This is a genomic window from Amylolactobacillus amylotrophicus DSM 20534 (assembly GCF_001434555.1).
Taxonomy (GTDB): Bacteria; Bacillota; Bacilli; order Lactobacillales; family Lactobacillaceae; genus Amylolactobacillus; species Amylolactobacillus amylophilus.
In genome coordinates this window covers 185,317-197,973 of sequence record NZ_AZCV01000001.1, presented here as the reverse complement: position 1 = coordinate 197,973, position 12,657 = coordinate 185,317, and the positions used below count along the sequence as shown (strand labels likewise).

General features: G+C 43.5%; 6 protein-coding genes. All 6 read right to left on the bottom strand.

All coding sequences use genetic code 11. The features are described 5' to 3' along the window. Position 1: 1 nt before the first annotated feature. On the bottom strand, positions 2-652 hold the full coding sequence (locus FC62_RS00970; RefSeq protein ID WP_056946142.1) for a DnaD domain protein: 651 nt from the start codon (positions 650-652) through the stop codon (positions 2-4). A gap of 63 nt (positions 653-715) precedes the next feature. Beyond that, positions 716-2,014: an asparagine--tRNA ligase gene (asnS, locus tag FC62_RS00965; RefSeq protein WP_054745066.1), complete on the bottom strand. Its 1,299-nt coding sequence runs from the start codon at positions 2,012-2,014 to the stop codon at positions 716-718. A 75-nt stretch (positions 2,015-2,089) separates the two neighbouring features. Further along, positions 2,090-2,497: a PepSY domain-containing protein gene (locus tag FC62_RS00960; protein ID WP_236693755.1), complete on the bottom strand. Its 408-nt coding sequence runs from the start codon at positions 2,495-2,497 to the stop codon at positions 2,090-2,092. A 76-nt stretch (positions 2,498-2,573) separates the two neighbouring features. Beyond that, on the bottom strand, positions 2,574-5,366 hold the full coding sequence (locus FC62_RS00955) for a helicase C-terminal domain-containing protein (protein ID WP_056946151.1): 2,793 nt from the start codon (positions 5,364-5,366) through the stop codon (positions 2,574-2,576). A 42-nt stretch (positions 5,367-5,408) separates the two neighbouring features. Then, on the bottom strand, positions 5,409-9,068 hold the full coding sequence (gene addA / locus FC62_RS00950; RefSeq protein WP_056946153.1) for a helicase-exonuclease AddAB subunit AddA: 3,660 nt from the start codon (positions 9,066-9,068) through the stop codon (positions 5,409-5,411). After that, on the bottom strand, positions 9,061-12,549 hold the full coding sequence (locus FC62_RS00945; RefSeq protein WP_056946155.1) for a PD-(D/E)XK nuclease family protein: 3,489 nt from the start codon (positions 12,547-12,549) through the stop codon (positions 9,061-9,063). The genes addA and FC62_RS00945 overlap by 8 nt, the downstream gene beginning before the upstream one ends. Positions 12,550-12,657 lie beyond the last annotated feature (108 nt).

The window sequence follows — 12,657 nt, the reverse complement described above, 5'->3', positions numbered from 1 at the left end:
CCTACTGCTGCAAGTAGCGTTCCACTTGTAATGTCGTCTTCAAGTTCATTCTCTGCCAGTTCAGCAGTATCCGATCGACGTATTTGAAATTGTAAACTTGTGCTAAGACTGCCTCACGAAGTGCCAGCTGAATTACGCCTGCATCGTAATGGTCAACAGTGAACCATGACTGGATCATTTGGCGCTCGATTGGTGAAATCATGCGACCGAATTCAATTTCAAATTGACGAATTGTTTGGTCGAGTTTTGATTCCTGCGGTTGAGCGACTGGACTAGCAGCTTCTCTAGTCTGAGAATGAACATCGACATTTTGATCGAGAAACTCAGTCAACTTGACGTACAACGGCGCCAAGGTGTAGGCATCGTTAATCCGCCCACTAGCATCATTTCCCTGCTCAATTACGAGGAAGCCTTGGTCGATCAATGATTGCAAAATTAAACCAACTTCGCTCACAGAGAAATTAGTTTGACTAGCCAAGAGTTCGTTGGCAGGGAAAAATTCGTTTCGCTGGGCGTAGCGTTCGAGTTGAAGAATTAAAATTAACTGTTGATTACTTAGTTTAAGATTGTTGTAATTGGCCAGTAAAGCGTTGCTGACTGTTGTAAACCCTTGCTCGCGGTACTGAAGAAAGCTATCATTTTTTTGCGTCATGTTACTTACATCCATTCAGAAAAAAGTTGAACCTTCGGTCCAACTTTAAGTAATTTGCTTAAATTAAGGCTTAATTCTTGTGATCATTCTTGGGAACGGGATAGCCTCTCTTAGATGATCTAGTTTGCAAATCCAGGTAATTGCACGTTCTAACCCAAGTCCAAAGCCAGAGTGAGGTACACTGCCGTATTTGCGTAGGTCGAGATACCATTGATACTCGTCTAAGCTCAGGCCAGCATCGACAATTCGTTGCTTTAAGATCTCATAATCGGTCTCACGCTCTGACCCACCAATAATTTCACCGTAACCCTCAGGAGCCAGTAAATCTGCACAAAGGTAAACATCGTCTCTCTTAGGATCTTCCTTCATGTAGAATGGCTTGATGGTCTTAGGGTAGTTCATGATGAAGACCGGCTGATCAAATTGCTCCGAGATGAATGTTTCATCGGGTGAGCCAAAGTCCTCGCCCCACTTGAAGTCATGACCACCCTTTTGGAGCAGCTCAACTGCTTCATCATAGCTAATTCTTGGGAAAGGCAACTTAGTGTATTTCTTCAATTGGTCAGTGTCACGCTCCAGGATTTTTAATTCATACGCACAATTGTCTAGCACACTTTGGACTAGGAATGCAATGTAATGCTCCTGAATCGCCAAACTTTCGTCCTGATGCATGAAGGCCATTTCGGGCTCAATCATCCAGAATTCTGTTAAGTGTCTTCTGGATTTTGATTTCTCAGCTCTAAAAGCTGGCCCGAAAGAGAAAACTTTGCCAAATGCCTCTGCCCCGGCCTCCTGATATAATTGGCCACTTTGAGAGAGATATGCATCTGAATCGAAATAGTCAATGTGGAATAACTCGGTCGTGCCCTCCGGTGCGCTACCAGTAAGGATTGGTGAATCCATCTTGATGAAGCCCTCTTTGTTGAAGAATTCATAGGTAGCACGAATCATTTCGTTCCTAATCTTCATGATGGCAAATGGTCGACGCGATCTGAGCCACAGGTGGCGATTATCCAGTAAGAACTCAATTCCGTGTTCTTTAGGTGTAATTGGATAGCCCTCACTCTGTGAAATTAGCTCAATGTCAGAGATTTCTATCTCGTAGCCAAAGTGTGAGCGAGAATCTTCGTGAATCACACCGGTGACGTACATGCTCGATTCCTGATGGACTGATTTGGCAATTTCCCAGATCTGGTCGGAAACGCTATTCTTCACGACTACGCCCTGGAAAAACGCCGTTCCATCACGTAGTTGGAGGAAGCTGATTTTACCGCTAGAACGCTTGTCTGCAAGCCAGACACCGATAACCACCTCTTGGTCTACGTACTGACTTGCTTCGTTGATATGTATTTGTTTTGTCAATTTTTTACCCAACCTTTATAAAATTACTTCTCTATTATACAAAAAAATATGCAACTTAACACTCCAATTAAAGAACTAGAGGTTATCAATGTAGGATAGCTCCTCGCCGTTCTTGAAATTATAGAGTACGAAACCGACTTTGCCGTTGTTTTTTGTATAGTGTACTTCCCAGACGGCATGCTTCTGGTACCAACCTAAATTGATATCTTTCACTATCCGATTGGGATGATTCTCCCTAAATATTTTGAGAATTTTCTTCTTGCTTTGACCATTCTTTGTATCATACAAATAGGCCTTTTTACTCTTTGGTAGATAGATGAAATAGTAATTTTTCTTCTTGCTGTCCTGGCCCGCCAAAGAAACGGAGCGCACGCTACGATTCAGATGATAGTATTCAGCGACGGTTTTAATGGGAGTTTTCCGTAGCGCAATTGTCCGCACCTGCTCCTCGCTATTTGAGCGGGGATCTATGGCAAGTTTCAAGACAATCAGGATCGCGCAAAAAACTAATAGTAAGGTTGTAGCTACAATAGCAAAAATTTTTTTCCAGTTCGTTCTTTTATTTTTCATGTTTCAGGAATTGTACCAAGTCGTCTTTCTGTAGGTATTCGATTTGTTTAACGGGCAAACTTTGCTTGAATGCAGTACTGTAGCCACTTTGATTGAAGCGTTGATCGAGCACGATGAAGACGCCATAATCGCGCTCATGGCGAATTAAACGTCCTTCTGCCTGTCTAAAGCGGATGATGGCGCGTGGTAGCACATCTTCCGTGAAAACATCAAAGCCCTGCTTCACCAACTTTTGTTGGCGCAGTTGGACTGCTGGTTGGTCGGGGGATTCGAACGGCAGTCTAGTAATAATCACGACATCGACCACCGTATCCCGAAAGTCAATTCCCTCCCAGAACGTATTTGCGCCAAGCAAAATAGCTTTTTTACTCAAGGCAAAACGTTTCGCAATCTTCTCGTTTGATCCCGTAATACCCTGTGCCAAAACTTCATAATCCTTCAGCAGTGGGTTGTTAGCAATCCGTTCATAAGTATTTTTAATCACTTCCAGATTGGTGAAAAGAATTAGCGTGTGAGCTTTAACGGACGCCAAGTGTGGCAATTGCTGTTCTAAATAGCGTTCGAAATTGGGCTCATTGGGATTTCCCGCAACTGAACCATCTTTTAAGGACGCAATTTTCAGATGTTTTTTGTAATCGAGGGTTAACTTTGCTTGATATGTCTCAACTTGTGTCGGATCTAGTCCCAATTGTTTGACCATGAAGGTAAAGTCTTGATCATTTTTAGTTAAAGTTGCACTAACAAATAATTTATGGGTAAAACGTTGATAGATATCGTGTAAATCATCACTAGTATCGAGCGTCAACCAAGTGACGTTTGTGCTCAAAGGATCGTTTGGGTCGGTTATCTGGAGTAGAAAACCCTTCTCACCCAAGGTCTGGGCATCCAGCAGCTGATCTGATAGGATGTACGCCGATTCAGAGTAACTGTCTAGATAATCCAGCTGACTGGTTAAATCGTCGATTGTGGCGATATCGGACATTAAGAGACTATCTTTTTGTGCTAAAAGCCAATCGACAATCTTATTCGTACCCTGTCTGACCTCATCAATCCTTGCCTGCATTCGCTCTAAAACACGTCGTAGCTCCTTTTGAATTGGTACTATTTCATCACCGCTGAGTACGATTTCTATCTGATTTCTCCGCCTCTGATATGGGTGTTCACGTGGATTTCCGACGCTATAATACAGGCGCTGAACTTCATTGATTGTGTGGATTAGCTCCGTGATCTTAGGCTCCAAACCACTTAAGAGAAACAGCAGATCCTGACTATTGTTAAACGAGTCCGCCAGACTTTGGTGACTATTATAGAGCACGTGGTGCAAGTGACTAAGCAGCCCCCAGAAGCTCTCGAATTGAAGCGAGTTAGAGCGGGCACTTACCACGTTATCTTCAAACCTGTGAGCCTCATCAATCACCAGAAAGGGATTCTGCCCCCAGATACTGTCGTGTCCGTGGTTAGCTAAGAAGGCGTGATTGGTTACGAGAATGTCGGCCTGTTCCTGGCGATAGCGGGCGTAATTCCAGAAGTCCACGTCACTGAAATCTGTTCCAACTCTTGCATCTCCTGGATGTTTAATCAGTGAAAAGATGGGTGCGTTATAAGTGGTTAATTGTAGTTCATCCAAGTCGCCAGTTGTTGTTTGTGTAAGCCAGCTGATAATTCTCATCTGAAGAATGGTCGTTGGTTTGTTCTGGTTAAAGTCATATAACGTTTGGAAGAAACCGTCTAGGTCAAGGTAATGGCTGGGACTCTTAATTAACTCTGCCTTAATGGGTAATCCAGTCACTTGGTTGAGCTGGGGTATCTCCTGCTCCACAATCTGCTGCTGTAAGACCATTGTTGGCGTAGCCACAACAAGTTTCTGGAGGTTTGAAAGATTGTAGGCGTAGCTAAACAAATAGCTGAATGTCTTCCCTGTTCCATTTGGTGCCTCAACCAGCAATGACTTGTCATTCTTCGCACTGACGAAGTTATGAATTCGATTGATCAAGTTCACCTGGCCCCGACGATAGTTGATATTTCCTTTGAACATCTTCTTCTTGTCACTATCTGCCAACGGAAAAGTTAATCTCGGGGCGTTTTGATCAGGTAAGGCGTGACTTTGTTTCTGGAGCACCAACCCCTTGATCTGAATCATGTTCTTTGGTAAAGGACGTTTAGAGAGTCTACTCGTATTCGCAATTTCTTCGAAAACGTAATCGTTGTCACGAGTGAGTCCCTTTGAAAGCCCCATCAGTTGATTTAGTGTTGCCTGAGGCATTTCTTCAATCACAGCTAGAATCTTCAAGAGCAGCTTGGCTGTTACCACCGCATCCGAGTCTGCTTGGTGTGGATTAGTATGACGAATTTTAAGGCGCTTCGTGAGGTCCTGTAGTTTGAAGCTTGCGAAAGTGGGAAAGGCAATCTGGGCTAATTCAACGGTATCAAGCGAACGATTGGTCAGTGGTTCGAGACCAGCGTTTACTAGCTCATAGTTTAAGAACGGTAAGTCAAAGTTGACGTTATGTGCCACAAAAATTGTATTTTTGAGTATTTTGCTGATTTGGGCAGCAAAATACGCGAATGGAGGCTGGTTTTTAACGCTTTTGTTGGTGATACCAGTCAGGTTCTCAATCACTGGTGGGATCCGTTTCTGCGGGTTGATTAAGAAGGAAAATGTCTTGAAAATATGACCGTTTTTAATAAGAGCACAACCAAATTGAATTATTCGATCGTGTTCATTTCTCTGTGTGCCAGTTGTCTCTAAGTCGACTACCGCAAAGACCTGATTCAAAAACATATAACTCTCCCCCACTGAACCCGTTTCTTTATCGTAAATAACTTAATCAATTTCTATTAGCTCGTTTGTACTGAGCGCGATTAGGTACTTGTGTAGCACTGGTTGACCCGTAAACTCCTCAATCGCCTTTTGGTACAGACGTAGTTGTCCGGTATACTTAGCTGCTAACTTTGTTAGTCCTGCATCCCCTGGGTCTAGATGATCTGTCTTGTAATCGAAGAGCACGATTCCTCGCTCCGTCTCGTAATACCCATCAATTGTACCATGAACAAGAATTTTGCCAGCCTCATCGTTGTAATATTTAAAAAGATTTGAGGCTTTAATCAGAGTTGAGAAAGAGACCTCACGTAAGAGCGTGGTCGTATGCTGACTAATGTCCTTTGCAAGGCTCGACTTCAAAAAGTTAATGATTGAAGTGAGATCAACTTTATCCGCCAAAGCTTGATCGAGTTGATTGGTGTTAACTAATTTGCTGATTTCAGTTCTTAGAATGTCCAGGTTTGCCTGCTGCCTAAAGTCGTGCTTTTGCAGGATTAAGTGCGTTGCAGTACCAATATCCGCCGCGCCATAGTTGTTGCTAGTCAAAAATGCAGGTTTTGCTTCTATGGGCTGAAGATATCTGTTTGTTGCACGCACAATCTGGGAGTTTTGTAACTGGACGATATCCGGATCATTAAACAACTGCTTAATCTCCGATACCGCTTGGTAGGCAGTTGTCTTAGTCGCTGCCAAGAAGCCATAATGAAAGTCGAATAGTTGCTTGGCCTGAGCCAGTAAAAGATCGGTTGGCTCTTGATCACTCTGACTAACGTCGTGTGTCAATTGGTCAGACTCATCAGATGATAAACCGATCAGATCGACCGGGTTGTACCTAATGAAGACGACGTTCTCCTTTTCCTGTAACTCGTTCGTTAAGTCTGGCGTCGATTTGATAAGCTGATGGAAAATGTCTAGTTGGGGTCCCATCAGATCGAGAAAATTCTGGGCGTTTAACTTATCAGTTAACGTGAGCTTTGATTGTTCAAATTTACTAATTAGCTGCTCTAATTTATTTGGTGCACAAATCAGAATCAGCTTCTGACCGGCGCGGGTCAATGCAACGTAGAGCACGCGGGCCTTTTCCTCGAGTAGTCTCTTCTTTGATTCCTGTGCGAGTGCGTTCTTGATTACCGTGTTGATTTTGATGTACTCATGCTTATTCGTGAGTCCGATACCCGCACGACTGTCAATAATGTAGTCGGCATTAAAGTCTGATGTGTTAAACTTGCCGCTTAATCCTACTAGAAAGACAATTGGAAACTCTAACCCCTTGCTCCCGTGGATTGTCATGAGCCGCACGGAATTATCGGCTGCATCGGCTAGTAAAGGCTGTGCCAGATCCTTCTTACTCTTTTGCATGCGGCCAATAAAGGTAATGAACTGATAGAGGCCCTTGAAGCCAGCACTCTCGTAACTGCTAGCTCGTTCGTAAAGTGCCTGAAGGTTAACCCGGCGTTGCCGCCCGTTTGGCAATCCAGTGACCAGATCAACAAGTCTCGTTTGTTCGTATATTTGCCAGATGAGTTCGGATATTCGATGAAGCTTTTCAAATGTCCGAAACTCATTGAGATCCTTCAAAAAAGCTGCAACTTTTTGAGAAAGCGGTGTTTGATCACCGAACGCAATTAGCACTTTATAAAAACTTGTGTGCTGATTACTAATGCGAATTCGCGCTAGCTCAGGCTCGGTGAAGCCGTACATCGGTGACCGCATCACACTGACTAATGGTATATCCTGATCTGGGTTATCAATTATTTTGAGATAGGACATAATCATCGTCAGTTCAAGTGTCTGAAAGTAATTCTGGGCATCGGAAATAAACAAAGAGATGCCTGCGTGCGCAAATTGTTCCATGATATTGAGGTTATTTGTTCTAGTGGGGGTGAGGATGGCAATATCACTAAGCTTAAACTCGCGCTTGCGGCCAATTTCTGGGTCGAAAATCTGGTAATGATCATGCTGCATCATTTGAATTCGCTTAATGACCATCTGAATCTCATTGAAGTCCAGTTCTGGCGCACTATCAACCTGCTCACCTGCATGCTCTTCTGTTGTTGGCACTTCCTGGTTATTCTTGTCGAACAAGGAGACTTCAACAGCATCCGCCAGGTCTTTAGGATAGTTTGCTGCCGGCTTTAGTTGACCTTCAGACTCATAGTTTAGTTCACCAAAATCCGTGGTCATTAGGGGAACAAATAGCTTATTAACGAAGTTAGTGACCTTCTTGCTAGAGCGGAAATTTTCGGCAAGCGTGATTCGCTCATTTGCTGGATTATCATCGTTGAAGGCAACGTATTTCTTCATAAAAAGCTGGGGTTCCGCCTGCCGAAAGGCGTAGATTGATTGCTTGACGTCACCGACCATGAACATGTTATTTTTATGGCTCTTCTTGATTGAGAGGACGATTTGCTCCTGAATGGGATTCGTATCCTGATACTCATCCACCAATATCTCTGCAAATTTGTTCTGGTAAAATTCTTGCGCCATCTGGTTGTTGGTGGCTGTGTTTCTCGGGTTTAGAATTTGGTAAGCAAACTGCTCCAAATCGTTGAAGTCTAGAAAATTCTTGGCCCGTTTTTGGGTGGCGTATTCGGCAATAAATTCACGTTCGAGCTGGATTAACTCAGCCAGATATTTCCGGCTAGTTTCTATTTCGGCAGCCTGTTCTGCTTCCGTAAAGGCAAAGTATTTGGTCCACGTTTCTTTGATGAGGTCTTTAGCTGCGGTTCTGACAGCGGCAAGTTGGTCATAACCTTCCTTAACTTCCTCGTCCCATTTGCCGCTCTTAGCTGTTCTGTTGAAGGTGCTATTACCCAGAATTTCACGTAATTCATCAAAGGAAGCGTCATTTTCTAGGCCAGTAACAAAACGCTGAATATTCTCTTGTAAAGCAGTGATCGAATTGCTGATTTTTTCAAGTTGGGGAATTTCTGTCAGTTCCGGTCTAAGCGTGTCAGCAATCGTCGTTATTAATTCCCTGAATTGGTGGATTAGGTCGGGCGTAATATGGTCAACAAAAATTGGCGCATGGATTAGGCCAGTATCCGGCACAGAATGGAGGCGTCTAGCCTGCTCGAATAATGATTCATAGTCGGGCATCGCAATAGCCGTGTAGTACAGATCTAAGATAATGGCTTTAGCAGTTTCAAAATCGCGATCACCGGTGAAATTCTCGATAAAGCTAATAAACTCTTGATCTCCTTCCTCGAAGTGCCTGTTAAAGACGTTAGCCAATGATTGTTCCCTCAGCAATTGTGCCTGAGTCTCGTCGGTTAGGAGCGAGAAGGTTGGATCAAGGTCTATGACATAGTAAAAACGGCGAATCACGTCTAAACAAAATGCATGCAGGGTAGAAATATTGGCCGTCTGCACGTCAACCAACTGTTGGTTGAGGAAATCGTTATTCTGATTCTCTGGCGCAGCAATAGCCTTCTCAATCGCAGTCTGGATCTTCTCCTTCATCTCGCTTGCTGCAGCCTCAGTGAACGTGACAATGAGCAGTTTGCTGACGGGAGTAGGGTTACTTTGATTAAGAATCTTCTGTAATACTCGCTCGACCAGTACCTTGGTCTTACCAGAGCCGGCTGAAGCTGAGACCAGGATGTCTAGGTCTTGGTCATTAATTGCTTGACTTTGTTCTGGTGTGTAAGTTACCTCACTCATCGCCTAATTCCCCTTTCATCTGATTGAATAACTCACTAGAGTCTTTCTTTTGAATCTTTTTATACTGGTTTTCCTGCAACATCGCGTCGAACATCATAATCTCTTTGTAATTTGAATACTGCATCCCCGTCAGGGCACCATATTTGAAAGGTGCAATTGGGAATTTTCCCGCCAGAATATTTCTTCCCGCTAGCTTAATCAAGTAATCAGTGTAGTCGAAGATGAGCTTCAGTTGCTCGCTAGTATAATTTTTATTCTTGGGCAGTTTAATCCCCTTGCTGGTCCCCTGCACACTCTTATAAATTGTAGACTGACCGTTCAAATCAGGTTCTACGATGCTCAACATGCCAGGGTCATTTAGGATGAGTCCGTCCAGGCGAGAGTTTAAAATAAAGTCGTGTTCAAAGTCATGAAGCGTGAAGTCTGGATTTATTTTCTTTGTGCCAAATTTGTCCGGTTTACGGGAGATTGTTTGATAGAATGCACCAACCGGAATAATGCTTGTTCCCGTAGTAAAGTAAGCCTTGTTTTGCATTAATACTTTTAGATAAGAGACCATCTGCAATGCTAAGCCATTGTAGAAACTATTCAGGTCAAATTCCTTTGTACTCGACTTATAGTCCACAATCTGGGCGTAGGTCGTGTTATTGACCGTTGCCAAATCGATTCTGTCAATCTTGCCCCGGAGCATAATTTGGTGACCGTCAAAGTCGTAGTTGAGCCCTTTAAGATGGCTGCCTTGGCCAAAAGTAAGTTCGGAGAAAGCCGGCCGTAACGGTGTCCTTTGCAGTTTCGCCACCCAATTATTCACGACCTCAGTCGCCGTTTGATCCAATTGACTTGCCAGATAACGGTTGGTGGGCTCAGCTAGGAAGAACTTAAACTGTTGTTCTTCTTTTAACCGGCTAGTAATTTGTTGTAGTGCTTGCATCAACTGAGTGTGCTTAATCGCCCCTAAATCAAGGTGGTTAGCGGTCAAGTTTTTGACTAGGAGGTCGAATATCTCATGAAAATAATTACCGGTTTGAATTTGATCAAACTCATTTTCGTCACGCTCGCGTAGTCTTAAGCCGTACTTCAGGAAATATTCATACGGGTTCTCGTAATAAGTCTCCAACTGAGAAACCGATGTATAAATTTTATTGCCGAATAAGGCGTTGGCCTCGGCCGTAGTTAAATCAACGGAACGGTTGATGAAGTTTTGGGCCCTTAGTAAACGGTTGATTTTCCCCGTGACCAAAGCATCATCAGAATTCTGGGCAACCTGCAGTAAGCTCTGAGCCATGTTATTTGATGTGTGCTTTAATAAATAGGCTAAATAACCCGCTGAATTGAGTGGTTTCGTCAAAAAGCCAATGATATTACCACCCGTAGTTGCAGGCAGATCCGTTTGGTGGTAGAGGTTGGCTTCTGTTACCCCCAATGCGTTCATCAACTTAGTGAAATACATTGACGGTTTCAAAGCTTTGTTCTCTGCATTAATCAATGGATACGAAAGATAAACCCGCATCCGCCCCAGTAAGAGGTTTTGGCCGAATTGATATGCCTGAATACAGTTATTATCTACTGTTGAGTCGGTGATTTGCTTCTCATCAGGCAATAGCCGGTTCAGGTCTGTAATATTTTCCGAATTGAGAAACTTTGGCGTACTTTTGGTGGCTGGTAGATCGCCACTAGTTGCGCCAATAATGAAACACTGCTGATATTCGTTGGTCTGCGCCATCCCCATTTCTGAGATGGTCACAGCATCGAGTGTTGATGGAATCTGCGCAAATGTAGCGGTGGAAAAGCCTGTAATCAGTGTTTCAAAGAAACTATCTCGGTCGAAATTGACTGGGTTGATGGTCAAGTAATCGTTCAGAAGCTGATTGAGTGTCTGCCAGACCTGTTCTGGCTGCTGTGCTAATTGTAGATTATCGGCAGCGTTCGCCTGGTCACGCCATTCTTCCAGGCGTTTTGGTACATCGTTATCATCTAGGAACTGGTAGAATTCGGTCAGAACCTCACGCGTATCAGTAGTTGTTGATAGACACTCGAGCAAGGATTCAACCGCCCTCAAGACGTAGTTCTTGAAGTCGTTTAGCTCTTTCACAAGTTCAACTGACTCCGATTCAGCTACCTTGAGATCTAACAATGTCTTGAAATCAGTATGCCACCGCTGATGATTAATTCCGTATTTTAAGACAAAGTTCTCCAGTTGATCCGTTAAATATAAAGCGTGCTCGGCATCAAGGTTGGCTGGTAGAATTAGCCCGGTTTTGAAAATAGAAATCAGACTATCTGTGTTCAAATGATGCCGATTCAAGTCTGCTAGCGCCTCAATCATGATTACGAGTGGATGATACTTCATCTCCTTCTGCAGGTCATTGAAGTATGGAATGTCTAGTTGTTCCAGAATCGGGCCGAGATAGGTTTCATAACTCGAAAGATTGGGTGCGAGGACGAGAAAATCGGCGTATCGTGCATTATTCAAAGCAACCTGCTGGTAAATTGTATGCGCAACAAAATAGGCTTCAGAGTAGCGAGAGTCTGCTTTGACGAGTTGTAGGGATTGCTTGACTAAAGCACGCTCAGTAGCATCCAAATGTTGTTGTTCGCCGGTCCAGAACTTATTGAGCAGTTTAATCGATTGACTAGTCGCCGTTAGTTCAGCTGATTCGATTCGGTAGGAAAGTTTTTTATTGCGCGTAAAGTGCATTAATTCATGAATCACGCGTTGAACGTTCCAATCGTAGTCCGTCATCTTGGGTGCGGATTCTTTAATCCTACCGGTTTGAGTTTTGAAGCCGAGTGACACATTTCCTGCTTGTTGCAGCAAAATTTTGACTGTGGTGGTCTCTTGGCTAGAAAAACTAGAGAAGTCACTGAAATAAAACTGACTATCGCGCAACAGGTCGCTGGTGGCCAGTACCTCATTTAATAAATTCAGCGTGTCGTTCTTCGTGCTGAACTTAGACTCTATTTCCTGGTTGAACAACTCCATGATTAGGCTTAAGTCGTGAAGCTTGGCGCTTGTTTCTTGGTTCTTGACATCGTTAACGACAGCTACCAGATTGGGTGTTGTTAGATTATTGGTTTTTAATTCGGAAATTGATTGGTAAACTTGGCTGATGGTGCCTTGATTCAGTTTGACCTTGTCATACAGCAGAAGCTCAGATTGGTGTTCGCTCATTATTTGTCTGATGAGCATCTGTGCTGCGGCATCGGTCAATCCAGGTAATATATTCTGCCCTGCTTCCTTTAAGAAATACCAGGCTAATCGTGAGAAGGATAATACTTGAAAGTTTTTTACACTGACCTCTTCTCGATTACTGCGCGCACTCAAGGTCTTCAGGGCTGCAACTTCGGTGCCAAACTTAATGTGATTGGGTACAATGAGAAAATGCATCTGGTGTGTATTTGCCCTGTAATGTTCCACCATCTCATTAATAATTTCTTGTTGAATATTGGCGGACTGCCGCCCCACTAGAAAGTTGATCATTGGCCGCTCCCTCAAATTTAGTAGCTTCATCTATTTTAGCATAAAGACGCAGGATGATTTTTACTAAAGAAATAATTTCTCCTACCTCAATGACTAGCAAATTTTCCG

Coding starts and splice junctions, on each gene's coding strand:
- FC62_RS00970 (WP_056946142.1), bottom strand. CDS start 652: ATGACGCAAAAAAATGATAGCTTTCTTCAGTACCGCGAGCAAGGGTTT.
- FC62_RS00955 (WP_056946151.1), bottom strand. CDS start 5,366: ATGTTTTTGAATCAGGTCTTTGCGGTAGTCGACTTAGAGACAACTGGC.
- addA (WP_056946153.1), bottom strand. CDS start 9,068: ATGAGTGAGGTAACTTACACACCAGAACAAAGTCAAGCAATTAATGAC.
- FC62_RS00945 (WP_056946155.1), bottom strand. CDS start 12,549: ATGATCAACTTTCTAGTGGGGCGGCAGTCCGCCAATATTCAACAAGAA.